Source organism: Mesorhizobium sp. M0184 (assembly GCF_040322215.1).
Lineage (GTDB): Bacteria > Pseudomonadota > Alphaproteobacteria > Rhizobiales > Rhizobiaceae > Mesorhizobium.
The window spans coordinates 235011-258211 of record NZ_JAMYSZ010000005.1 but is presented as its reverse complement, the minus strand read 5'-3'; the positions used below and the strand labels follow the sequence as shown (position 1 = coordinate 258211).

20 protein-coding genes and 1 pseudogene are annotated in these 23201 nt (G+C 63.4%); 10 read left to right on the top strand and 11 right to left on the bottom strand.

What is annotated here, in order from left to right:
• The first annotated feature begins 15 nt into the window (after positions 1 to 15).
• A complete protein-coding gene (locus tag NKJ23_RS09540; RefSeq protein WP_352680136.1) occupies positions 16 to 2082 on the top strand; it encodes an FUSC family protein in 2067 nt (688 codons plus the stop codon).
• Here NKJ23_RS09540 and NKJ23_RS09535 read toward each other — a convergent pair.
• Positions 2079 to 3200, bottom strand: coding sequence for a DUF2336 domain-containing protein (locus NKJ23_RS09535; RefSeq protein ID WP_352680135.1), 1122 nt, complete (start codon positions 3198 to 3200; stop codon positions 2079 to 2081). The two genes, NKJ23_RS09540 and NKJ23_RS09535, sit on opposite strands and share 4 nt — an antisense overlap.
• Positions 3201 to 3310: 110 nt before the next feature.
• On the opposite strand from NKJ23_RS09535, the gene NKJ23_RS09530 reads away from it, so the two are divergent.
• Together NKJ23_RS09530 and NKJ23_RS09525 are read left to right on the top strand one after the other, a co-directional pair.
• On the top strand, positions 3311 to 3802 hold the full coding sequence (locus tag NKJ23_RS09530; protein ID WP_502902519.1) for a MaoC family dehydratase: 492 nt from the start codon (positions 3311 to 3313) through the stop codon (positions 3800 to 3802).
• 3 nt (positions 3803 to 3805) lie between these two features.
• Entirely contained in the window at positions 3806 to 4687 is an 882-nt protein-coding gene (locus tag NKJ23_RS09525) for an HpcH/HpaI aldolase/citrate lyase family protein (RefSeq protein ID WP_352680133.1), read from the top strand.
• A 20-nt stretch (positions 4688 to 4707) separates the two neighbouring features.
• Here the strand turns inward: NKJ23_RS09525 and NKJ23_RS09520 are convergent, their stop codons facing one another.
• The gene (locus NKJ23_RS09520) at positions 4708 to 5292 is read right to left on the bottom strand and encodes a nitroreductase family protein (protein ID WP_352680132.1); all 585 of its coding nucleotides are present in this window, start codon (positions 5290 to 5292) and stop codon (positions 4708 to 4710) included.
• 156 nt (positions 5293 to 5448) lie between these two features.
• Between NKJ23_RS09520 and NKJ23_RS09515 the strand changes: the two genes are divergently transcribed.
• Entirely contained in the window at positions 5449 to 6414 is a 966-nt protein-coding gene (locus NKJ23_RS09515; protein ID WP_352680131.1) for an RgsD C-terminal domain-containing protein, read from the top strand.
• Between the two features lie 159 nt (positions 6415 to 6573).
• Here NKJ23_RS09515 and thrS read toward each other — a convergent pair whose 3' ends face one another.
• The 3 genes from thrS to yidD all read right to left on the bottom strand — a co-directional run bounded on the left by thrS (position 6574) and on the right by yidD (position 10051).
• Positions 6574 to 8547: a threonine--tRNA ligase gene (gene thrS / locus NKJ23_RS09510; protein WP_352680130.1), complete on the bottom strand. Its 1974-nt coding sequence runs from the start codon at positions 8545 to 8547 to the stop codon at positions 6574 to 6576.
• A gap of 167 nt (positions 8548 to 8714) precedes the next feature.
• On the bottom strand, positions 8715 to 9530 hold the full coding sequence (blaOXA, locus tag NKJ23_RS09505) for a class D beta-lactamase (RefSeq protein WP_352454452.1): 816 nt from the start codon (positions 9528 to 9530) through the stop codon (positions 8715 to 8717).
• A gap of 146 nt (positions 9531 to 9676) precedes the next feature.
• On the bottom strand, positions 9677 to 10051 hold the full coding sequence (gene yidD, locus NKJ23_RS09500; protein WP_031212323.1) for a membrane protein insertion efficiency factor YidD: 375 nt from the start codon (positions 10049 to 10051) through the stop codon (positions 9677 to 9679).
• Between the two features lie 144 nt (positions 10052 to 10195).
• Between yidD and NKJ23_RS09495 the strand changes: the two are divergent.
• Positions 10196 to 10885, top strand: a pseudogene (locus NKJ23_RS09495) (LysR substrate-binding domain-containing protein); the annotation flags it as partial.
• On the opposite strand, the gene NKJ23_RS09490 reads toward NKJ23_RS09495, so the two are convergent.
• Positions 10882 to 11328: an iron-sulfur cluster assembly scaffold protein gene (locus NKJ23_RS09490; protein WP_023678879.1), complete on the bottom strand. Its 447-nt coding sequence runs from the start codon at positions 11326 to 11328 to the stop codon at positions 10882 to 10884. The pseudogene NKJ23_RS09495 and the gene NKJ23_RS09490 overlap by 4 nt on opposite strands.
• Positions 11329 to 11568: 240 nt before the next feature.
• Between NKJ23_RS09490 and folE the strand changes: the two genes are divergently transcribed.
• The 3 genes from folE to NKJ23_RS09475 all read left to right on the top strand — a co-directional run bounded on the left by folE (position 11569) and on the right by NKJ23_RS09475 (position 13768).
• Positions 11569 to 12231, top strand: a complete 663-nt coding sequence (gene folE / locus NKJ23_RS09485) for a GTP cyclohydrolase I FolE (protein WP_023678880.1) — start codon at positions 11569 to 11571, stop codon at positions 12229 to 12231.
• Positions 12232 to 12241: 10 nt separating this feature from the next.
• Complete coding sequence (gene hisI / locus NKJ23_RS09480; protein WP_352568834.1) at positions 12242 to 12712, top strand: phosphoribosyl-AMP cyclohydrolase; 471 nt, start codon at positions 12242 to 12244, stop codon at positions 12710 to 12712.
• Between the two features lie 84 nt (positions 12713 to 12796).
• Positions 12797 to 13768, top strand: a complete 972-nt coding sequence (locus NKJ23_RS09475) for a patatin family protein (RefSeq protein WP_352680129.1) — start codon at positions 12797 to 12799, stop codon at positions 13766 to 13768.
• A 19-nt stretch (positions 13769 to 13787) separates the two neighbouring features.
• On the opposite strand, the gene recJ is transcribed toward NKJ23_RS09475, so the two are convergent.
• From recJ to NKJ23_RS09450, 5 genes are all read right to left on the bottom strand, one after another.
• Positions 13788 to 15572, bottom strand: coding sequence for a single-stranded-DNA-specific exonuclease RecJ (gene recJ / locus NKJ23_RS09470; protein ID WP_352680128.1), 1785 nt, complete (start codon positions 15570 to 15572; stop codon positions 13788 to 13790).
• A gap of 60 nt (positions 15573 to 15632) precedes the next feature.
• Positions 15633 to 16616, bottom strand: a complete 984-nt coding sequence (glpX, locus tag NKJ23_RS09465; protein WP_352680127.1) for a class II fructose-bisphosphatase — start codon at positions 16614 to 16616, stop codon at positions 15633 to 15635.
• A 202-nt stretch (positions 16617 to 16818) separates the two neighbouring features.
• Positions 16819 to 18132 carry a homoserine dehydrogenase gene (locus tag NKJ23_RS09460; RefSeq protein WP_352500850.1) on the bottom strand — a complete coding sequence of 438 codons (1314 nt, stop codon included), beginning with the start codon at positions 18130 to 18132 and terminating at the stop codon, positions 16819 to 16821.
• Positions 18133 to 18172: 40 nt separating this feature from the next.
• Positions 18173 to 19390 (bottom strand): LL-diaminopimelate aminotransferase, encoded by a 1218-nt coding sequence (locus NKJ23_RS09455; RefSeq protein WP_023678886.1) that lies wholly within the window; start codon positions 19388 to 19390, stop codon positions 18173 to 18175.
• A 40-nt stretch (positions 19391 to 19430) separates the two neighbouring features.
• Positions 19431 to 19817 (bottom strand): hypothetical protein, encoded by a 387-nt coding sequence (locus NKJ23_RS09450; RefSeq protein WP_352680125.1) that lies wholly within the window; start codon positions 19815 to 19817, stop codon positions 19431 to 19433.
• Between the two features lie 97 nt (positions 19818 to 19914).
• Here NKJ23_RS09450 and phaC point away from each other — a divergent pair, with 97 nt between their 5' ends.
• Positions 19915 to 21750, top strand: coding sequence for a class I poly(R)-hydroxyalkanoic acid synthase (phaC, locus tag NKJ23_RS09445; RefSeq protein WP_352680123.1), 1836 nt, complete (start codon positions 19915 to 19917; stop codon positions 21748 to 21750).
• Between the two features lie 327 nt (positions 21751 to 22077).
• A complete protein-coding gene (locus tag NKJ23_RS09440; RefSeq protein ID WP_352680157.1) occupies positions 22078 to 23196 on the top strand; it encodes a YcbK family protein in 1119 nt (372 codons plus the stop codon).
• Positions 23197 to 23201: the final 5 nt, after the last annotated feature.

Below are 23201 nucleotides of genomic sequence, written 5' to 3'. Positions count from 1 at the left end.
GCTGGAGACGCGCACTTGACCTGGGCGCGGCTGAAGGACGATATCGGCACGCGGATCGCTGGCCTGACGCGGCCGACGCGCTCGGACTGGATCTTTGCCCTGCGCACCGTTTCGGCCGGCCTCATCGCGATTTTGGCCGCCTATGCGCTGAAGCTCGACCACCCGCAATGGGCGATGATGACGGTGTTCATCGTCGCACAGCCGGTCGCCGGCATGGTGCTGGCGAAGGGGTTTTATCGTCTCCTCGGCACGCTTGCCGGCGCGCTGGCGGCGATCGGCATTACCACTGTTTTCGATGCCAACCCGTGGTTGCTGGTTGCAGTTCTTGCCGTCTGGATCGGCATCTGCTCGCTGGTCTCGTCGCTGCTACGCAATCCGGAAGCCTATGGCGCGGCGCTTGCCGGCTACACCGCGATGATCATCGGCCTGCCGGCTTTCGGCCAGCCGCACCTCGTCATCGATCTCGCCGTGGCGCGCTGCGCGGAAATCGTGCTTGGTATCGTCTGCGCTGCGCTGACCAGCCGGCTGATCCTGCCGAAACTGGCCGCCGACGCCATCATCTCAAGACTGAAACGCAGCATTCTCGACCTGGCGGCCTATGCGGACGGCGCTTTTTCCGGCGGCGATGCGGAAAGGCTTGCCGGGCTGCACCGCAAGCTGATCGGCGATGTCCAGACGCTCGGCGAGATGCGCACCTACGCAAGGCTGGAGGGGCCGAGCCTCGCCACCCGCGCCTATCCGGTCCGGCGTACCATCGGTCAGCTTCTGTCGGCCCTGTCAGCGGCGCGTGCGCTGCATGCCCATGCCGCGCCGAAGAATGCAGCCCTCATCCCCGTTCGCGCCGAGTTGCAGGCCGTTGTCGGCGAACTGGTAGCCAAGCCGGGCGCGCTGGACGATACGGCGCCCTGGGTGGCGCGGCTCGACGCAATCGCCGGCAAGGCGCGACAGATGCCTGACATCGCGGCCGGGCAAGACATTGACTGGGCTGGCACTGTCACCCGCCTAACCATTGCCGCCGACTTCGCCGAGGCAATGCAGCAAGTGCTGCGCGGCCTGGATGCACTCCGCTCTCCCCCGTCTCGTGCCAGTCGCGAACGGCGGCAGCCAGCGCTGGTGGTGCACCGCGATTACCGTGCGGCATCGCGCAATGCCGTGCGCGCAGCAATCGCCACGCTCCTGGTCGCCGGCTTCTGGCTGGCGACGAAATGGTCGGACGCGACCGGCACGGTCATTCTGGTCGCCGTTGTCTCCAGCTTGTTCGCCGCGCGCGCCGATCCGATCCGGTCGGCATGGAACTTCTTCGAGGGCACGTTGCTCGCCCTGCCGTTCGCGTTTGTGGTCGGGCAGATAGCACTTCCAGCGCTGCCGGGCTTTGGCTGGTTCGCGGTTTTCGTCGTCCCGATCCTGGTGCCAGCGGCACTGGGCATGGCCAATCCGCGCTACGTCGGCGTGGCAACGGCCTTTGCCATCAATTTCCTCGCCTTCCTCAGCCCACATCAGGTCATGACCTACGATCCGGAGCCGTTCCTCGCCAATTCGGCAGCGGTCCTTGTCGGCATTCTTCTGGCGATCGGCGTCTTCGCCGTCGTGCTGCCCGCCGACCCCTGGGTTACAGTCAACCGCATCCTGCAAACCATGCGCGAAGATCTTGCACGCCTTTGCCTGCACGACCGCCTGCCGCGGCGATCGGCCTTCGAAAGCCTTGCCTACGACCGGATCAACCAGTTGATGCCACTGCTGCAGAACGCCGGCAAGAAAGGCGACGCGGTTCTCGGCGGCGGCATAGCTGCGGTTACCGTCGGCCTCGAAATCCTACGGCTGCGCAACGCGCAGCAAAGTTCCACGATGCCATCCGAAACGGCACTTTCCATCACCAATTTCCTGCGCGGGCTGGCACGCGAACTGCTGTTCAGGCGCGTCGGCGAGCCGCAGACGGCGACCGTCGCAGTCGCCAGGCAGTATGCAGCAGGCATCGCGGAGCGCAGCGAAGCAGCCGAAATGCTGCAGATCGCCGCCTCGCTGCGCATCATCGCCGCCGCGATCGAGGATTTTCCGGATTTTTTCGCGAAAGACCGGGTTTAAGCAGCGGCGATCGCCAGCGCGTGCCCGCGTGCGTTCTCGCGCAGCGCGTCGAGATGGATCGATTTGACCAGCCCGGCGAGATCGCCTTCGGCGGACTGTCCGCCCAATTCCTTCAGCATCAGCCAGCTGACTTCCTGGACGCCGGCGAGGCGTTTGCCATTGGCGACCTCGCGCCAGACCTTCAGCGCGCGCAGAATGATGGCGTGGGTGGCGGCGGCAAGCCCGGCGCTGCGGAACAGTGCCTGTAACGCTATGTCATGCCCGCCGGCCAGCAGTGCTCTCACCCGTTGTTCGGACTGTTGGCTGAGCGCGACCAGCGCCGAACCAAAGAAGTCGACCTTGCCGTGCGCAATGGTGCGGACGACGAAGCTTGCGGTCAGGTCGCCGCGCAGGCGCAGATGTTCGACAAGTGCGGTATGTTCCTCTGTCCGGGTGCCTTCGATCAGCGTCACCGAAGCCTTGACGCAAGCATCGCGCGTAACGCGCTCGGCCCTGGCGGCGCCCATCAGCGCCAGCACCAGCGGCGAGCCCTTGAGCGTCTCGCCCACTTTTACCAGCAGCAAATGCCGGCAGTCGGCGGGCAGGCGCGCGTCGGCAATCAGCGCCTCGCGCACTAGAGGCAGATGGCCGTGCCGCTCGGCCATGCGGCGAAAGCTGACGGATGCGATGTCGGCGCCGCTGTTGGCGAGCAGCGTGGTGCAAGCCTCCGGCTCACCGATCTCGGCGATCGCCGCCGCAACCGACATCGAGACACGCGGCCGGTCGGCGATCACCCTCTGCGTCGCTTTCTGGCCGCCGGCAACCCGATCGATCAGGTCGGCATCGGTGAGCAGCGGCGAGCGCGCCAGCACCAAGGCTGCGACTTCCGGCTGGTCCGACGCCAGCGCGCTGACGATCTGCGGCGGCGCGTGATGGCTCATGGAAAGCGCGTCGGCGATCGCCAGCCGCACCTTCGACGATACGTCATCGAGCAGCAACGTCAACGCCGCCTCGGCAGCGCAGCGGTCCTCGAAAGGCAGCTCCGAGTCGACATAGGCGCGAGCCAGCGCGCTTGCCGCCGCAGCACGCTCCGACACCTTCGCCGTATGGATCCATTTCAGGAAATGCGAAACGACCATGTCGCCTGCTTACGCCCCTTGCCAGAACGCTTCTGACCCTGGTGGAGACCGTAGGCACAAATGGTTTACGAACGGTTCACCATGTTCGTTAACTGGCTTGCGAGCGCGATATGCAACGCCTATCAACCCTGAAGCAGCGGAGGAGATCGACCATGGCCGGGCTTTATCTTGAGGAGTTCGCTGCCGGCCAAGTGTTCACGCACACGCTGCGCAAAACCGTGACCGAAAGCGACAACATGTTGTTTTCGGTGATGACGTTGAACCCGCAGCCGCTGCACATCGACTTCGACTTCGCGGCGAAGAGCGAATGGGGCAAGCCGCTGGTCAATTCGCTGTTCACGCTTGGCCTGATGATCGGCATTTCAGTCAACGACATCACCGTCGGCACCACCATCGCCAATCTCGGCATGAAGGAGACAGTGTTTCCGCACCCCGTCTTCCATGGCGACACCATTCGCGTCGAGACCACGGTGGTTTCGGTGCGCGATTCCAGGTCGAAACCGGACCGCGGTATCGTCGAGTTCGAGCACCGCGCCTATAACCAGAACGACGTGCTGGTTGCCAAATGCACGAGGCAAGCCATGATGATGAAAAAGGCATAGCCGATGCGTTCTCTGCTCTTCGTTCCCGGCGATTCGGAAAAGAAGCTGGAGAAGGGCTTTGGCGTAGGCGCCGACGTGGTCATCGTCGACCTCGAGGATTCGATTGCCGCGCAGAACAAAGGTCTGGCGCGCGACACAGCGGCGCGTTTCATCGCCGCGCACAGGCACCGGACCAGCTCCGCGATCTATGTCCGCGTCAATGACCTTTCGACCGGACTGACCGACGACGATCTGGCGGCGCTCGTGCCAGCAAAACCAGACGGCATCATGCTGCCTAAGTCGAACAGCGGACTGGATGTCCAGCATCTCTCGGCCAAGCTCAGGGTGCACGAAGCCGAAAGCGGCCTGCCGGATGGAGCGATAAGGATCCTGCCGATCATCACAGAAACGGCCGCAGGCGTCTTGGCCGCAGCGACCTACGCCCGTGCAAGCGCGCGGCTTGTCGGCGTCACCTGGGGGGCGGAAGATCTGTCGGCGGCGATTGGCGCGCGCGCGACGCGCGACGCGAATGGCCGCTACACGGATGTGTTCCGCCTCGCCCGCACCATGACCATGCTTGCCGCAAGTGCCGCGGAAGTCGCGGCAATCGACACCGTCTTTCCGGATTTTCGCGACATGGCCGGCTTCGAGGCCGAATGCGCCGAGGCCGAGCGCGACGGTTTCACCGGCAAGATGGCGATCCATCCGGCGCAGGTGCCGGTCATCAACGCCGCCTTCACGCCTTCGGCGCAAGCGGTGAAAAGCGCCCTGGCGATCGTCGAGGCGTTCGAGGCGGCAGGAAATCCCGGCGTCGTCGGCATCGACGGCAAGATGTACGACCGGCCGCATCTCAAGCTCGCCGAACGGCTCCTGGCGCGAGCCAAGGCATCGGAGCTTGATCCTTAGGGGTCTGTTCCGCGCCGAAATTATCCCGCCCACGGCCCCGAATAGTCGGCATAGAGTTTTGCCGGATCGGGCCGCGGTCGTTCCGGCGCTGGCCCCTGGTAGGAGCCGATATGGAGGAAGCCGACGACCCGCTCATGCGGCGCCAGGCCGAGGATCGCCCTGCCCTCGGGCACGTCGGAATACCAGTTGCTGATCATGTTGGTGCCGTAGCCCAGCGCATTGGCGGCAAGCATCAGGTTCATCGCCGCCATGCCGCCGGACAGGAACATCTCCCATTGCGGGATCTTTGGGTTTTCCCTGGGGATAGAAATCACGCCGATGACCAGCGGCGCGCGCGAAAAGCGCGCCAGTTCCTGGTTGCGGCGGCCTTCCGGCAGCGGCCCTTCGCGCTGATCGGCAAGTTCTGCCAGCTTCTTGCCGATCTCGATGCGAGCCTCGCCGCGATAAAGGATGAAACGCCAAGGCTCCAGCCGGCCATGGTCCGGCACCCGCGAGGCGGCGGCGATCATCGTCGCGATCTCCGCATCGCCCGGTGCCGGTTCTTTCAAATCCGCGATCGGCGCGGAATTTCGGGTCAGCAGAAGATCGATGATCGGCGACGCCATGGGCGCAAGTCTCCTGGAATTTGAGCTAAAGCGCACCATCGGGACATCGGGCGGCTTGGGCATTGGCGCGGCGCGCCGGACAAAGAGCCCTGTAGCAGAAGCCGACCGGACTCTTAAGCCTTGAAATTGCCACCGCCTTGGGCTTCAACGCAAGGCATGTTTGAGGGGACATTGCGTCTTTTCCTGATATGGCTCGCTGCCGCACTGTTGATGGTGCCGGCTTCGCTTGCCGTCGCCCAGGATGTGGACGGCCTCGGCGAGCTGAAGCTTCCCGGAATTTCGGGCTATGCGCCTCCGAAAAGCGAGACGTCGCTGGCATTGGGCAGCAGCGGGGCGATCACGCTGTCGGCGCAATTGACCGACAAGGGCGCCGACATCACGCGCGGCATAGTCTGGCGCGTCTTCAAACCCGAATCGGCCAGCGACGGCAAGCTGCCGATGGTCGCCTCCGCTCATGGCGGCACCGCCATATTCCAGCTCGAGCCGGGTTCGTATCTGGTCCACGCCTCCTACGGGCGGGCCGGCGCCACCAAGCGCATCACCGTCGGCAAGGAAGCCAAGCGCGAGAGCCTCGTGCTCGATGCCGGTGGCCTCAAGCTCGATGCCGTGCTGTCCGGCGGGGTACGCATACCGCCGAAGAAGCTGCGCTTCTCGATCTATGAGAGCCACGCCGCGGCCGATGGCGATCGCGCCCTGATCATACCCGATGTCGAGCCGAACAGCGTCGTGCGGCTCAATGCCGGCACCTACCACGTCGTGTCGACCTATGGCGCGGTGAACGCGGTCATCCGCTCCGACATCCGCGTCGAGGCCGGCAAGCTGACCGAAGCGACCGTCGAGCACCGTGCCGCCGAGATGACCATGAAGCTGGTGCGCGAACCAGGCGGCGAGGCGATCGCCGACACCTCCTGGTCCCTGCTCAACGAATCCGGCGATCCGATCAAGGAAACCGTCGGCGCCTTTGCCTCGATGGTGCTGGCCGAGGGCGACTACACCATCATCGCCAAGAACCGCGACCGCATCTACCAGAAGGATTTTACGGTGGTGGCTGGGCACAACCAGGACATCGAGGTTCTGGCCACCGAGGCTTCGGCCATCGATTCCGAGGAAGGCGCCGACTGAGGCGCGCCCCTCTAAGCTGCCTTGCGCATGCGTCGCGCCAGCGCGTCGCCGACGCGCACGTCGATCGATTTGCCAGATAGGCGCGCGGCGTGAAAGGCATATAAAATATAAAAAATGGCGGTGGATCGCTCCACCGCCATTCGTTGCTGGTCGACTGGTTCAGGCCGCGCGGCGCTTGCGGTCGGGTGTCACCGCCTCGTCGGCAAGCAGCTTCACGGCGGCTGCGCGGCCGAGTGATTCCTGGTCGCGCGACCCGAGACGACGGATATTGACCGTTTCTTCCTCGGCCTCGCGCTTGCCGCAGACGAGGATGACCGGGACCTTGGCCAGCGAATGCTCGCGGACCTTGTAGTTGATCTTCTCGTTGCGCAGATCGGCTTCGGCGATCAGCCCCGCCGCCTTCAGCTGCGCAACGACCTTTTGGGCGTAATCGTCGGCATCGGAAGTGATCGTCGCCACCACCACCTGCAGCGGCGCGAACCAGAGCGGGAAATGGCCGGAATAATTCTCGATCAGGATGCCGAGAAAACGCTCCATCGAGCCGCAGATGGCGCGATGCACCATCACCGGCTGCTTCTTTTCCGAATCCGAGCCGATGTAGAAGGCGCCGAACCGTTCCGGCAGGTTGAAATCAACCTGCGTGGTGCCGCATTGCCAGTCGCGGCCGATGGCGTCCTTCAGCACATATTCGAACTTCGGCCCGTAGAACGTGCCCTCACCCGGATTGACGCCCGTCTTGATCCGGTTGCCCGACCGCGCCGCGATCTTGTCGAGCACGTCCTGCAGCACGCCCTCAGCATGATCCCACATCGCGTCGGTGCCGACCCGTTTTTCGGGGCGGGTCGCCAGCTTGACGGTGATTTCGTCGAAGCCGAAATCGGCATAGGTCGAGAGGATCAGATCGTTGATCTTGATGCACTCGTCGGCGAGCTGTTCCTCGGTGCAGAAGATGTGCGCATCGTCCTGGGTAAAGCCGCGCACGCGCATCAGCCCGTGCAGCGCGCCGGACGGCTCATAGCGATGCACATTGCCGAATTCCGCAAGTTTTACCGGCAGATCGCGGTAGGATTTCAGCCCGTGCTTGAAGATTTGGACGTGACCGGGGCAGTTCATCGGCTTCAGCGCAAACACCCGGTCGTCGTCGGTGTCGTCGCCAGCAACCGTCACCTTGAACATGTTGTCCCGGTACCAGCCCCAGTGGCCTGACGTCTCCCACAGGCTCTTGTCGAGCACCTGCGGCGCGTTTACCTCCTGATAGCCCTGCTCGTCGAGGCGGCGACGCATGTAATTGACCAGGTTCTGGAACATCCTCCAGCCCTTGGCGTGCCAGAACACGACCCCGGGGCCCTCCTCCTGGAAGTGGAACAGGTCCATCTCACGGCCGAGCTTCCTGTGGTCGCGCTTCTCGGCTTCCTCCAGCATCGTTTGATAGGCTTCGAGCTGCGCCTGGTCGGCCCAGGCCGTGCCGTAGATGCGGGTCAGCATCGGGTTGTTGCTGTCGCCGCGCCAATAGGCGCCGGCCACCTTCATCAGCTTGAAGGCATTGCCGATCTGTCCGGTCGAGGCCATGTGCGGGCCACGGCAGAGATCGAACCAATCGCCCTGCGCATAGATCTTGAGCTCCTGATCGTCGGGGATGGCGTCGATCAGCTCCAGCTTGTAGCGCTCGCCCTTGTCGGCGAAGACCTTTTTCGCTCTGTCGCGCGACCAGACTTGCTTGGTGAACGGCTTGTTGCGCGCAATGATCTCGCGCATCTTCTTCTCGATCACCGGGAAATCGTCGGGCGTGAACGGCTCGTTGCGGGCAAAATCGTAGTAGAATCCGTTTTCGATCACCGGCCCGATGGTCACCTGCGTTCCCGGCCAAAGTTCCTGCACGGCTTCGGCCAGCACATGGGCTGCATCGTGTCGGATGAGTTCCAGCGCACGCGGGTCCTCGCGGGTGATGATCTCGACTTTGCCCGATCTGCCGATCGGGTCGGAAAGATCGCGCACTGTGCCGTCGATCGAATAGGCAACGGCCTTCTTGGCCAGCGACTTCGAGATCGATTCCGCCAGGCCGGCGCCGGTCATCACCGCGTCGTAATCGCGAACGGAACCATCGGGAAATGTCAGGGAAACGGAATTCAGCATAAGATTCTCCTATCCAGTCCCGCAAACGAGCGCGGGTGGTGAAATGCATGTCGCCCAAGACTGCTTAGCGGTTTTGGGGCTACGACATGCATCAGTAAGAGCCGGATGCGTCCGGCGGCGAGCGGTCTTTTATGGGCAGTTTTCGGCGCCGTAAAGCCGGATGTAGGTCACCTGAGGAGATTCGGCAGATCTTTCAGGAACATCGCCCGCGTCTTGAGCCCCTTTGGCGTGTCGGAACGTTTCGTATCGACTACCAGGCGGGCAAAGACGATCTTGCGAGCATCGGTCTGCGCCCAGCCGACAAACCAGCCAAGCGAGCGCTTGTCGGCGCTGTCGCCGAGCCTGGTCGTTCCAGTCTTGCCCTGCACCGTCCAGCCGCCTGCCCGGAAGGTCGGGACAATCGCGCTGGTCATCGCATGGGCCTTGTCCGAGACCGGCAGTTTCCGCGCCAGCAGCTTGCGCAGGAAATCGACCTGCTCGACCGGAGATATCTTGAGCGAAGAATTCACCCAGGAATGGGTGAGGCCGTCATTCTTGCCGGCAGTGCCGGAGACTTCGGTGTTACCATAGTCCAATCTGGACACATAGCCGGCAAACTGTTTGCTGCCGAGCCGGCGCGTAATCTCGCGTGAGAACCAAAGGACCGAATCCCTTTCCCAGATGGTCGGGTCGACGGTCTTGCGGTCCCGTTTCGGGGCATTGAACTCTGCCTTGTACTCCCAGCTTGGCGTATGCTCGTCGCTCAGGATTCCAGCATCATAGCCGATCAGCGCCAGCGGAACCTTGAATGTCGAGGCGGGGCTGAAGCGTTGATCGCAGGTCCCTTGGCGATACAGCGTCTCGCCGCTTGCGGCGTCGACGATCAGCGTGCATTCGACGTCCCCGAGCGGCGCCGATTGCGCACGGATCGGAAAACCCATCAGCCACGCCAGGACATAGAGAACCACGGCGAAAACGAAGGGAAGACGATCTATCCGGCGCATTTGGTAATCTCTCCTGAAGGGTGTCAGGAGCGGCTTAGCGAGGTGTCTTGTCTCGATTTTGTCTCAAATGCGCTATGTCAGCGCAAGCTGCGGTTAACCCTACCAGATCGTAAAAAGCGATCCCTTTGTGCACCGCACAGCTGCGGTCAACTGTCCAGGTCGCCGCGTTTTTTCCCGATCCGCCAGTACCGCCATGGCATGAACCAGAGGTAGCGATCAGCCAGTGCCTCAGGCACCCGGTCGATGCCGTGCGTGCCGAACGGTCCGCAGCGCAGCACCCGGAAAAACCCCATCCAGCCGCCGGCCCACAGCCCGTGGCGGGCGATCGCTTCGTGCGCGTATTCGGAACAGGTCGGCAGATGCCGGCAGGAATTGCCGACGAAGCCGGACAGCGTCAGCTGGTAGAGTCGGACAAGCGACGTGCCGAAGACGCGGCCCGGCGTCTTGCGCCACGGGCCGGGCCAATTGCGTCCTTGTCGAATCGGTCTGGCGCCGTGCGCTTGCCGATGTTGGCCGACCACCGCAGTCTCCACATCGCGTTTCCCTACGCGATAGATGTGCGCATCGGGCCAGGAACGCAATGCCGTTCCGGCAATCCCGTCATGGCCTGGTACGGCGAACCGGGTAGCGGTCGGGCGTCGGCCTTCGACATACGGCGACGCTGAAGTTTCGAGGGCATCGACAGGCTGCTTTCGGAATTGACGGCGGCCCCGACGCAGTCCGTGGTACGTGTCAGCGTCGAGCCATCGCTTGCATCCGTATGGCTGGTGCCGCGGCTCAACCGGTTTCGCGAGTTGCGACCCGACATCGACGTTTCCCTTGAGGTCGACCCGAGGTTGATAGAGTTTCGCAGCGATCAGCCCGAACTTGCCCTACGTTTCAGTGCGCACGCCACCTCATGGCCACGCAGCGAAGCCGAACAGCTTGCCGCGGTCGTCGATTCCCCAGTTCTGTCGCCGGCACTTCTTGCATCCGGCCCAGCTCTGGAAAAGCCGATCGACCTTGGTCGCGATACATTGCTGCACGAAGAAAACCGTCAGGCTTGGGCGCGCTGGTTCGAAGCGGCGGGCGTGACGGCTGATGCCGTGCCTGCGCGCGGCCCGATGCTGGCCGATGCTTCGCTTTCGAAGCAGGCAGCCTTGCTTGGACATGGTGTCGCGCTGGGCGATCTTTTGCAGATCGGCGAAGAACTTGCGTCCGGCGCGCTGATCAAGCCTTTCGACATCGACGTCGCGTCGGGCGCCTATTGGCTAGTGGCCAGAAGGCTGAATGACCTTTCCGAGCCGGCCAGGGCTTTTGCCGACTGGGTCCGGGCGGAATTCGCCGAAAGCCGGCGTTTTCTCGCCAAGGTTTAAGCCGCCTCTTCCGCCCGCTTCTTTTCGATCTGGCCGATCGCGTCGACCACTGCGTCGAAGGTCAGCATGGTCGAGGCGTGGCGCGCCTTATAGTCGCGCACCGGCTCCAGGTATTTCAGGTCGGCGAAGCGGCCTTCGGGCGGCGGGCCATTTTCCTTCAGCATCTTCAGCATCGTCTCGCGCACGCTGCGCAATTCTTCTGCACTGGCGCCGACGACGTGCTGCGCCATGATCGAAGACGACGCCTGGCCAAGCGCACAGGCTTTCACGTCATGCGCGAAATCGCTGACGACGCCGTCATCCATCTTCAGATCGACGGTCACCGTCGAGCCACACAGTTTGGAATGTGCTCGTGCGGTTGCGTCGGGCCGGTCGAGCCGGCCGATCCGTGCGATATTTCCGGCAAAACCCAGAATTTTCGCATTGTAGACATCGTCGATCATATTTTTCCAATCCGTCGCCGCCCAGCGAACAGCGATTGCCGCTCTGGCGTCTTCCTTTCGCTCGGCACGAACATATATAATGGCGGTAGTCGGGTATCGACAAGGCGACCACAAACCTCGTCATGCCCAAATCTGTTCACGCCACTTACGGGCTGGAAACCGGGCGAGTTTCTAACACCCGAAAGGTCGTGGTCCGTTCAACTCGTTCCTCCTAAGAGAGGAACTACGGGAGACGCCTTTATGGACGCCGTTATCAAGAAACTCATGCCGCAGTCGGCCTATATGGAAAAGCCGGTCACCGACCGGCCAAGCGAGGCCGAAGTCGAAGCCGCGGTGCGCACCTTGCTGCGCTGGACCGGCGACAACCCTGACCGCGAGGGTCTGATCGACACGCCGAAGCGCGTCACTAAGGCGTTCCGCGAAATGTTCAACGGCTACGACATGTGTCCGGCCGAGGAACTCGGCCGCACCTTCGAGGAAGTCGCCGGCTACGATGACCTCGTGATCGTCAAGGACATCACGTTCCACTCGCATTGCGAGCACCACATGGTGCCGATCATCGGCAAGGCGCATGTCGGCTATCTGCCGGACGGCAAGGTCGTCGGCCTGTCCAAGATCGCCCGCGTCGTCGACATCTTCGCCCATCGTCTGCAGACCCAGGAAGCGATGACGGCGCAGATTGCCGGGGTCATCCAGGACGTGCTCAATCCGCGTGGCGTCGCCGTCATGCTCGAGGCCGAGCATATGTGCATGGCCATGCGCGGTATCCGCAAACAGGGCTCCACCACGCTGACCTCGACCTTCACCGGCGTCTTCAAGGATACACCCGAAGAGCAGGTCCGCTTCGTCACCATGGTGCGCGGCGGCGGAACTGATCAGACCCGCCCCACCTTAGTTAAATAAGGACCGGCGAATGTCGGCATTGGAGTTCCCGAAAGCTCCCTCAGACAAGAAGGCGCTTGAGGAAGGCACGGTCCTTTCGCCGCGCTTCGATGCCGGCGGCCTCGTCACCGCCGTCGTCACCGATGCCGAAGACGGCATGCTGCTGATGGTCGCGCACATGAATGCCGAGGCACTGGCGCTGACGCTCGAGACCGGCATCGCGCACTACTGGTCGCGTTCGCGCAACGCGCTGTGGAAGAAGGGCGAAACCTCGGGCAATGTCCAGGAGGTTGTCGAGATGCTCACGGATTGTGACCAGGACGCGATATGGTTGCGCGTCAAAGTGCTGGGTCACCAAGCAACTTGTCACACCGGCCGACGTTCATGCTTTTATCGGACGGTGGGGCTGAGCGATGGCAAAGGGACACTTGCCAGCGACGGCAGCAAGCCGCTGTTCGATGCGGAAAAAACGTATCGAAAGCGCAATACACCATCAATATGAACCATTCGCAGCACTTCAGCCACGTATATTCATGATTTCGATACGGCCCGCCTATAGGATGGCCGTGGGACAAGGGAGATTGTGATGCTCGACTGGGCGTCATTGCGCAACAGACCTGACGTTCGGGAGGCCAATGGCCTCTCCTCGGCCGCGGGCGCAGCCGAAACCAAATCTCCGGGCAAAACAGGGATTTCGCTGGCATTGGGCGGCGGCTGTGCGCGCGGCTGGGCGCATATCGGCGTGCTGCGCGCGCTTGACGAAGCCGGCATCGAAGTGTCGATGATCGCCGGCACCTCGATCGGCGCGCTGGTCGGCGGCTGCTATGTTGCCGGCAAGCTTGACGAGCTGGAAGAATTCGCGCGCAGCCTGACCAGGCGGCGCATTTTTGGCCTTCTCGACCTCAATCTACGCGGCAGCGGACTGTTCGGTGGCATGAAGCTCGACGCACGGCTGCGCGAGCACATAGCCGGCATCCGCTTCGAGGACCTGCCAAAACCGTTCGTCTGCGTCGCTTCCGAAATCCGTACCGGCCATGAAATCTGGCTGTCGAGCGGCTCGTTGAGTACCGCCATGCGCGCCTCCTACGCGCTGCCCGGCGTGTTCGAGCCGGTCGCCTGCAATGGGCGCGTGCTGGTTGATGGCGCACTGGTCAATCCGGTGCCGGTCTCGGTCTGCCGCGCCTACGAGCAGCCGCTCGTGGTTGCGGTGAACCTTCACTACGATCTGTTCGGCCGCGCCGCGGTGATCAAGCACAATGCCGGCGAGCTGGTCATCGAGAAAGACGCGCCGAGGGCCGGCCACGCCGATCCCGAACGCCAGTCGCGCGAGACGCGGCTCGGCATTACCGGCGTCATGGTCGAGGCCTTCAACATCATCCAGGACCGCATTTCGCGCGCCAGGCTGGCCGGCGACCCGCCGGACATATCGCTGCAGCCGAAGCTCAGCCATATCGGCCTGACCGAATTCCACCGCGCCGACGAAGCGATCCGTATCGGCTACCAGGCAACGATGGCGCAGATCGGCGACCTGACCCGGCTGCAGACCGTCCTCGCTTAGGCAGGGCGGCAGCGAGCTCTCAGGCAAGCGCCGCGTCGACGATGCGGAACTGCACCGTGCGGTTGCCGTTCCAGTGATTGCCCGACAATGAGCCGGCGACGTGCACCGGTTTGCCCCTGTTCTTGAACAGGAATTCGCCGAGCGCCGTGTCGACGGCGCGAAAGGCGATCGCCTGGATGCGGCCGCCACTTTCCGACTGCAGGTCGGCGCGGATGTGGTTGGTGCCGACCGCCCGCGCATCGACAAGCCGGTGACGCGGCAGCGCGAACACCGGCGCGACATGCCCAGCGCCGAACGGCCCTGCCCTCTCTAGTGCATCGAGTAGCCCAAGCGTGGCGCCCTCGGCGGCTAGCGCACCGTCGATCGCCAGGCTCTCCTCGCCTTGCAGCCGGAATACATCCACCGCCGCGCGTTCTTCGAAGAAAGCCCTGAGTTCGCCGAGCTTCGCCCGCTCGACAGTGATGCCGGCCGCCATTCCGTGGCCGCCGCCCTTGACGATCAGTCCGGCATCGGCAGCCTCGCGCACCAGCCGGCCGAGGTCGAAGCCAGACACTGAACGGCCTGACCCCGTGCCGACACCATTGGCGTTGAAGGCGATGGCAAATGCGGGCCGGCGCGCATGGTCCTTGAGCCGCGAGGCAAGCAGGCCGACAATGCCCGGGTGCCAGTTGCTGCTGGCTGTGACCACGATGGCCGGACCATTGCCGCCGGCAAGCTCGGCGTCGGCCTCTGAGCGCGCCGCGGCCAGCATCTCCTGCTCCATCGACTGCCGCTCCTGGTTGAGCCGATCCAGCGTCTCGGCGATGGTGCGGGCTTCGACCGGGTCGTCGGTTGCAAGCAGGCGGCTGCCAAGTGCTGCGTCGCCGATGCGCCCGCCGGCGTTGATGCGCGGACCGATCAGAAAGGCCAGATGGAACGTGCTGATCGGCTCGCCGATACGCGAGACCCGCGCCAACGCCGCCAGCCCTTCGTTTCTCTGCTGCCGCGCCACCTGCAGCCCCTTGACCACGAAGGCACGGTTGACGCCGGTGAGCGGCACCACGTCGCAGACTGTGCCCAGCGCCACCAGGTCGAGCAGGGCAAGCAGGTCCGGCGGTGCGGCATCCGGCAAGCGGCCGCGCAGGATCTTCGCGGTCTGCACCAGGCAAAGGAAGACGACGCCGGCGGCACAAAGGTGACCTTGGCCGGAAAGGTCGTCCTCGCGATTTGGGTTGACGACCGCAGCCGCCGCCGGCAACGGTCCGCCGACCTGATGGTGATCGAGCACCACGACGTCGGCGCCGGCGGCCTTTGCGGCGTCGATGGAAGCAGCACTGTTGGTGCCGCAATCGACGGTGACGATCAGCGTCGCGCCGCGCGAGACGAGTTCGCGCATCGCTTCCGGATTGGGGCCGTAGCCCTCGAAGATGCGGTCCGGTATGTAGATCTCCGACGCCACCGAGAAATGTGCGAGAAAGCGCTTGAGCAGCGCCGATGAGGCGGCGCCGTCGACATCGTAGTCGCCAAAGATCGCCACCTTTTCCCTGGCCATCACCGCCTGGGCGATGCGAGAGGCGGCCTTGTCCATGTCGGTCAGCGATGCCGGGTCGGGCAGCAGGTTGCGGATGGTCGGATCCAGAAACCGCTCGGTCTGCTCGGCGGTGACGCCACGCCCGGCCAGCACGCGTGCCACGATGTCAGGCACGCCATACCCTTGCGCGATGGCGAGCGCGGCCATGTCCTGACGCTCGGTCAGCCGGTGTTCCCAGGAAACGCCGGTGGCCGACTGCCTGACATCGAGGAAAAAGCGTCTTTCCCCCGTCACGTGACGCGCCGTCTGCAATTTGTCATTGCGCACAGTATGCAACGGCTAACTGAGTCGAAATCAAAACTTTTCCAGATCCTGGTGCCTGGCCTTGATTTCGCGCACGGTCCGCGATGACGATCGCAGGACGATCGTGTGCGTGGTGATGAAATTGCGGCCGAACTTGACGCCGGCCAGCATATTGCCGTCGGTGACGCCGGTCGCGGCAAACAGCACGTCGCCGCGTGCCATGTCTTGCGTGTGGTAGATCCGTTTAGGGTCGGAGATGCCCATCTTGGCGGCGCGCGCCAGCTTTTCCGGCGTATCGAGGATCAACTTGCCCTGCATCTGGCCACCGGTGCAGCGCAAGGCGGCAGCTGCGAGCACGCCTTCCGGCGCGCCGCCGGTGCCGAGATAGATGTCGATGCCGGTCTCGTCCGGGTCGGTGGTATGGATGACCCCGGCGACATCACCGTCGCCGATCAGACGGATTGCGGCTCCGGTCGCCCGCACGGCTTCGATCAACGCGCCATGGCGTGGCCGGTCGAGGATGCAGGCGGTGATTTCCGCCACCGGCACGCCCTTGGCCCTGGCGAGGCTGGCGATGTTTTCGGCCGGCGAGGCGTCGATGTCGATGATGCCGTCGGCATAACCCGGGCCGATCGCGATCTTGTCCATATAGACGTCGGGCGCGAACAGAAGGCTGCCTTTTTCGGCAATGGCGATAACGGCCAATGCATTGGGCAGGTTCTTGGCGCAGATCGTCGTGCCTTCGAGCGGATCGAGCGCGATGTCGACAGCCGGGCCTTTGCCGGTACCGACCTCCTCGCCGATATAGAGCATCGGCGCCTGGTCGCGCTCGCCCTCGCCGATCACCACCGTGCCGTTGATGGCAAGACGGTTGAGCTCCTGCCGCATGGCATCGACCGCGACCTGGTCGGCCGCTTTCTCGTCGCCGCGTCCGCGCAATCTGGCGGCCGCGACCGCGGCGCGTTCGGTGACGCGCACCAATTCCATGGTCAGTATCCGGTCGAGGCCGGCGACAATGTTCTGGGCCACATTCATCGATGGACAATCCTCGTTGGCACTTTGTTTTTATTATGCATGTCGTTGTCCCAAAACCGCTGCACACTTTTGGGCGACATGCATTAGCCTCCCGCCAGAGACGCGCTTCTTGTGTCAAAGCCCCGTGACAACAGCAAGACCTGCGCTGGACCTTTTTGAAAGCGCAGCAATATCAATCGATTAAACGCAAAATGTGAGACTGCTATCCGGCCCGCTCGATGCGGATGACTTGCGGCTTGTCGGTCAGAAGGCTGTCCCTGGTGATGCCGTCGACGGCCTTGCGCACCGCCGCCTCGGTCGTCTCGTGGGTCACCAGGATGACCGTCTTCTGTGCCTCGGTTTCCGGCCCGGCGGCATGCTGGACAATCGATTCCAGCGAAATGTCGTTGTCGGCCATGCGCTTGGCTATTGCCGCGAAGACGCCGAGGCGGTCGTGCACGGTCAGCCGGATGAAATAGCCGCCGGCATGGCTGCGCATCTGCGCCTTCTTGTAAGGCTTCAATTCCTTTGCCGGCCGGCCGAAGACCGGACCATGCTGGAAGCCAGGCCGGCTCTTGGCGATGTCGGCAATGTCGCCGATCACCGCCGACGCGGTGGCGTTGCCGCCGGCGCCAGGGCCGGAAAGCAGCAATTCGCCGAGGATGTCGGTTTCTATCGCCACCGCGTTGGTGACGCCGTGCACCTGCGCGATGACCGAGGCCGTCGGCACCATGGTCGGGTGCACGCGCTGCTCGATGCCGCTTTCGGTGCGTTGGGCGACGCCAAGCAGCTTGATCCGGTAGCCGAGATCGCCGGCCGCGCGGATGTCGGCCTGGCTGATGTTGGAGATGCCTTCCATGTAGATATCGTTGGCGGCGATCCTCGTGCCGAAGGCAAGGCTGGTCAGGATCGACAGCTTGTGCGCGGTGTCGTGGCCCTCGATGTCGAAGGTCGGGTCGGCTTCGGCATAGCCCAGCCGTTGCGCATCCTTCAGGCAGGCATCAAAGGACAGGCCCTCGGCTTCCATGCGCGTCAAAATATAATTGCAGGTACCGTTGAGGATGCCGAAAACGCGGGTCACCGAATTGCCGGCCATCGCCTCGCGCATCGTCTTGATGACCGGAATGCCCCCGGCCACCGCCGCCTCGTAATTGAGCAGCACGCCTTTCCTCTCGGCGATCTCGGCCAATGCCACCCCGTGCTTGGCAAGCAGCGCCTTGTTGGCGGTGACGACGTGGCGGCCGGCCTCGAGCGCCGCTTTGACGGACGAGCGTGACGGGCCTTCGTCGCCGCCAATCAGCTCGACGAAGACATCGATCTCGGCGGTCTGCGCCATCTTGACGGCATCGTCGAACCACTGTGCTGTGCCAAGATCAACGCCGCGGTCGCGTTTGGGATCGCGGGCCGAAACCGCCGACACGACGATGTCGCGTCCGCACTGTCGCGTCAGTTCAGCCGCCTTGTCGCGCAGCACGCGGGCCACCGACGCACCGACGGTGCCGAGCCCGGCAATTCCAACACGCAACGCTTCAGCCATGTCCGGCGACGCCCCATTCAGTCGGTCGATGTGTAGAAAATCAGCGATGCGCGGCGAGCGGTACGACGTTATTCGGCTGCTTGGCGCTGGATGCGAGGAAGCGCTTGATGTTGCGCGCCGCTTGCCGGATCCGGTGCTCGTTTTCGACCAGTGCGATGCGCACGTGATCGTCGCCATGCTCGCCGAAGCCGACGCCCGGCGCCACCGCGACGTCGGCGTGCTCGATCAGGAGCTTGGAGAATTCAAGCGAGCCAAGGTGCTTGAACGGCTCCGGGATCGGCGCCCAGGCGAACATCGATGCCGCCGGTGCGGGAATAGTCCAGCCGGCGCGGCTGAAAGCGTCGACCATGACATCGCGGCGTTTGCGGTAGACGTCGCGCACTTCCGCGATGTCGGCGCCATCGCCGTTGAGTGCATGCGCCGCCGCCACCTGGATCGGCGTGAAGGCGCCGTAGTCGAGATAGGATTTCACTCGCGTCAGCGCCGAGATCAGCCGTTCATTGCCGACCGCAAAACCCATGCGCCAACCCGGCATCGAAAAGGTCTTCGACATCGAGGTGAACTCGACGGCGACGTCTATGGCGCCCGGCACCTGCAGCACCGAAGGCGGCGGATTGCCGTCGAAATAGATCTCCGAATAGGCAAGATCCGACAGGATGATGATGTCGTTCTTCCTCGCGAAGGCCACCACCTCCTTGTAGAAATCGAGCGAAGCGACCAGTGCCGTCGGATTGGACGGATAATTGAGGATCAGTGCCAGCGGCTTCGGGATCGAATGGCGAATGCCGCGCTCCAGGGCCGGGATGAAGCCGTCGTCCGGCTCGACCTGCAGCGAGCGGATGACGCCGCCCGACATGATGAAGCCGAACGCATGGATCGGATAGGTCGGATTAGGGCACAGGATCACGTCGCCGGGGGCGGTGATCGCCTGCGCCATATTGGCGAAGCCCTCCTTCGAGCCGAGCGTCGCCACCACCTGGCTGTCCGGGTCGAGCTTCACACCGAAGCGGCGGGCATAGTAGTTGGCCTGGGCACGACGCAGGCCCGGAATGCCGCGCGACGACGAATAGCGGTGCGTGCGCGGATCGCGTACCACCTCGCAGAGTTTGTCGACGATGGCCTTGGGCGTCGGCAGGTCCGGATTGCCCATGCCAAGGTCGATGATGTCGGCGCCGCGCGAGCGCGCGCTGGCCTTCAGCCGGTTGACCTGTTCGAAGACATAGGGCGGAAGCCGGCGGACCTTGTGAAATTCTTCCATGGCAGTTCCAGACAGTGAGGTTGCGGTCGCGCGTATAAGCCTATTTGCAACTAGGGTCGAGAGCGGGGTCGCATTTGCCTTCGATCTGCTTCAGCGCCTCGGCGCCGTGTTTTTTTGCCAGCTGGTCCAGCGCTGCCTGGTCCGCAACCTTGACGCCGCCGCCCTTGGCGGCCTGGCTCTGCGCCTCGGCCTTCAGTTGGGCGAGCTTGGCGTTCTTTTCCTCGTCGGTGAATTGCTCGGCCGCCACCTGCGGCCGGATGTTCAGGTTCGGATAGGAACCGGTGTCCTTCGCGCCGACAAGGCCGGTGGCGGGCGCTGCACCTTCTATGTTGCTGCTCGTGCAACCGGCCATCGCCAACAGGACGAGCGCCATGCGGCAAAAACGACCAGTGCCGGAAAAAACGTTCTTGCCAATATTAATCGTCATATTGTTTTCCTGGCGGCCGGGTTAGAGCACATTGGACCCTATTCGATATCCCATGGTAATATGTCAACAAAACGCTTCGGGAGGAACCCCGCAAACCATGTCCAAAACACCCGATTCGGGCAAAGCGGAAGATGACCAACCTTCGACCGTCGAGCAATATCTGGTGAAGGACCCGGAACGCTTCGCCCTGAACATGGCCCGCATGATCGAGCAGGCCGGCAAGGCCGCCTCGGCATGGGCCGAGCCGCGGGAAAAGGGCGAGGTGCGCGATCACGTCGCCGAGCCGGTCGTCGACATGGTGAAGACGTTCTCCAAGCTCACCGAGTACTGGCTCTCCGACCCGCAGCGCGCGCTGGAGGCGCAAACGCGGCTGTTTTCCGGCTACATGACCGTCTGGGCCAACGCCGTCCAGCGCATCGGCGCCGGCGCCGAGGACGCCGAGGACGCGGTCAAGCCCGAGCGCGGTGACAAGCGTTTCCAGGACCCGGAATGGGGCCGCAACGCCTTCTTCGATTTCCTCAAACAGGCGTATCTGGTCACCTCGCGCTGGGCGACCGAACTGGTCGAGCACGCCGACGGCCTGGACGAGCACACCCGCCACAAGGCCGGCTTTTATGTCAAGCAGGTGTCCAATGCCATCTCGCCGTCGAATTTCATCCTGACCAATCCGGAATTGTTTCGCGAGACTGTCGCCTCCAACGGCGAAAACCTGGTGCGCGGCATGAAGATGCTGGCCGAGGACATTGCCGCCGGCAAGGGCGACCTGAAGCTGCGGCAGGCCGATTATTCGCCTTTCGAGATCGGCAAGAATCTCGCCACCACGCCCGGCAAGGTGGTCGGCCGCAGCGACGTCGCCGAAATCCTGCAATACGATCCGGCGACCGACACCGTGCTCAAGCGGCCGCTGCTGATCTGCCCGCCATGGATCAACAAATACTACATCCTCGACCTCAATCCGCAAAAATCCTTCATTCGCTGGGCAGTCGAGCAAGGCCACACCGTCTTCGTCATCTCCTGGATCAACCCGGACGAGCGGCATGGCGCCAAGAGCTGGGAGGCCTATATCAGGGAGGGCCTACAATACGGCCTCGACACGATCGAGAAGGCCACCGGCGAAAGGCAAGTCAACGCCATCGGCTATTGCGTCGGCGGCACGCTTCTGGCGGCGGCCCTGGCGCTGATGGCGCAGGAAGGCGACAACCGCATCAAATCCGCCACCTTCTTCACCACCCAGGTCGATTTCACCTATGCCGGCGATCTAAAAGTGTTCGTTGACGAGGAGCAGGTCGCGGCCGTCGAAAAGGCGATGAACGAGAAAGGCTATCTCGACGGCACCAAGATGGCGACTGCATTCAACATGCTGCGCTCGGGCGACCTGATCTGGCCCTATGTCGTCAACAACTACATGCGCGGCAAGGATCCCCTGCCCTTCGACCTGCTGTACTGGAATGCCGATTCGACCCGCATGGGCGCTGCCAACCATTCCTTCTATTTGCGCAATTGCTATCTCGAGAACAGGCTTTCGCAAGGCATGATGGAACTGGCGGGCCGCACGGTTTCGCTGAAGGACGTTACCATGCCGGTCTACAATCTCGCCTCTAAGGAGGACCATATCGCGCCGGCACTGTCGGTATTCCTCGGCTCGAAATATTTCGGCGGCGAGGTCGATTACGTCATGGCCGGCTCCGGCCACATCGCCGGGGTCGTCAATCCGCCGGCGGCGCAGAAATATCACTACTGGACCGGCGGCAAGCCGGCCGGCGACTTCGACCAGTGGCTCGCCGGGGCCACCGACCATCCCGGTTCCTGGTGGCCGCACTGGCAACGCTGGATCGAAGCCAAGGACAATACCCGCGTACCGGCCCGCAAACCGGGCGAGCATATGCAAGTTCTAGGCGAAGCCCCCGGCACCTATGTCAAGGTGCGCGTGTAACCATCTGTAATGTGTGGTGAGTTGACGCGCCGCCAAAAGCGGGCGAAATGGTGCCGTCAACCCTGAGCAGCCTTGATTCATCCTCTAGCCGCCAAATTACTTTGAGGCTTGCAGATTTGACACAGGTCTCGTTTCCGGTTCGGGGAACAAGGGTCATTTCGACGAGACGTTTCGACGCCGCGCCAATGACGAACCGGTCGGATATCGAGGGGGAATTTTGTTTTGAGATCAGCAGGATCGCGCCTCGCGAAGGGAGAAAGCCGCGCCATTGTGGCGGCGCTTTTCTCGGTGCTCCTGGCGTCCTGCACCTCGGCCGGCGACCCGACCATGTCGGTCGGCATGCCAGGCTATAATACCTCGGCTACCGAAATCAGCACGGCCGCCGGTGCGCCCCAGGCCAGCACGGCCGCATCATCGTCGCAGATGACAACCGCACAAATGACGATGAATGCCGACGGTGACGCCAACCTTCCCGAGCAGGTGGCCTATGTGCCAGTGGCCAAGCCAGGGGCCAAGCCCGATGCCGGCTTCCCGATCGCCGTTCCCACGGCAGCCGAGACGATCGCGCGACACACGCCGCAGCCGCTGCAACCAAACGCCCAGACGGCTGAACAGGCCGTGGCACAGAACAGTGCTGATGCATCGAAGCCCGACGCCAAGGCCGCCGCGCCGGCGATGAACAACCCGGTTTATGTGACCGCCGGCGAGATGCCTCAGCCGCAGGCCTACGCACCGAAGAAAAACTTCCTAGCCTCACTGTTCAGCGCCACGCCTGCTTCGGCGGCACCTTCTTCGCCGGCCAACAGCAGATCGGGCGGGCAGCCAACGGTCATGCAGGCCAAGGCGACGCCTGCGGCAAAACCCACCGTCACCCTGGCCTCGGCCAATCCGGCTGAAAAGCCGGTGCAGCTGGTGTCGACGGGCGATACCAGCCACTTCACGGCCGATGCGCTGCCCGGCGTGCGCCAGACGGCGCTGTTCGAGATCAAGCGCAAATCCGGCCTCGACGATGAGAGTGACGTCGATCTCAACGAAGACGAAGGTTCGGGTGGCGCCTACCAGGTCGCCTCCGCCGCCGGCCTCGCCCGGCTGGCGCCCAACGGCCTCCTGAAACAGAACGAAAGCGTCGATGTCGCCTGCTTGAAGCCGTCGCTGGTTCGCGTGCTGAAGACGATCGAAGGCCACTACGGCCGCAAGATGACGGTCACCTCCGGCTATCGCGATCCGGCCCGCAACCGCCGCGCCAACGGCGCCAAGAATTCGCTGCACATGTACTGCGCCGCCGCCGACATCCAGGTCCCCGGCGTCTCGAAATGGGAACTGGCGAGCTACATCCGCACCATGCCGGGCCGCGGCGGCGTCGGCACTTACTGTCACACCGAATCCGTTCACGTCGATGTCGGCCCGGAGCGCGATTGGAACTGGCGCTGCCGCAGGCGCGGCTAGGAACG

Coding starts and splice junctions, on each gene's coding strand:
- NKJ23_RS09535 (WP_352680135.1), bottom strand. CDS start 3,200: ATGGTCGTTTCGCATTTCCTGAAATGGATCCATACGGCGAAGGTGTCG.
- NKJ23_RS09530 (WP_502902519.1), top strand. CDS start 3,311: ATGCAACGCCTATCAACCCTGAAGCAGCGGAGGAGATCGACCATGGCC.
- NKJ23_RS09525 (WP_352680133.1), top strand. CDS start 3,806: ATGCGTTCTCTGCTCTTCGTTCCCGGCGATTCGGAAAAGAAGCTGGAG.
- NKJ23_RS09520 (WP_352680132.1), bottom strand. CDS start 5,292: ATGGCGTCGCCGATCATCGATCTTCTGCTGACCCGAAATTCCGCGCCG.
- NKJ23_RS09515 (WP_352680131.1), top strand. CDS start 5,449: ATGTTTGAGGGGACATTGCGTCTTTTCCTGATATGGCTCGCTGCCGCA.
- thrS (WP_352680130.1), bottom strand. CDS start 8,547: ATGCTGAATTCCGTTTCCCTGACATTTCCCGATGGTTCCGTTCGCGAT.
- blaOXA (WP_352454452.1), bottom strand. CDS start 9,530: ATGCGCCGGATAGATCGTCTTCCCTTCGTTTTCGCCGTGGTTCTCTAT.
- NKJ23_RS09490 (WP_023678879.1), bottom strand. CDS start 11,328: ATGATCGACGATGTCTACAATGCGAAAATTCTGGGTTTTGCCGGAAAT.
- folE (WP_023678880.1), top strand. CDS start 11,569: ATGGACGCCGTTATCAAGAAACTCATGCCGCAGTCGGCCTATATGGAA.
- hisI (WP_352568834.1), top strand. CDS start 12,242: ATGTCGGCATTGGAGTTCCCGAAAGCTCCCTCAGACAAGAAGGCGCTT.
- NKJ23_RS09475 (WP_352680129.1), top strand. CDS start 12,797: ATGCTCGACTGGGCGTCATTGCGCAACAGACCTGACGTTCGGGAGGCC.
- glpX (WP_352680127.1), bottom strand. CDS start 16,616: ATGAATGTGGCCCAGAACATTGTCGCCGGCCTCGACCGGATACTGACC.
- NKJ23_RS09460 (WP_352500850.1), bottom strand. CDS start 18,132: ATGGCTGAAGCGTTGCGTGTTGGAATTGCCGGGCTCGGCACCGTCGGT.
- NKJ23_RS09455 (WP_023678886.1), bottom strand. CDS start 19,390: ATGGAAGAATTTCACAAGGTCCGCCGGCTTCCGCCCTATGTCTTCGAA.
- NKJ23_RS09450 (WP_352680125.1), bottom strand. CDS start 19,817: ATGACGATTAATATTGGCAAGAACGTTTTTTCCGGCACTGGTCGTTTT.
- phaC (WP_352680123.1), top strand. CDS start 19,915: ATGTCCAAAACACCCGATTCGGGCAAAGCGGAAGATGACCAACCTTCG.
- NKJ23_RS09440 (WP_352680157.1), top strand. CDS start 22,078: ATGTCGGTCGGCATGCCAGGCTATAATACCTCGGCTACCGAAATCAGC.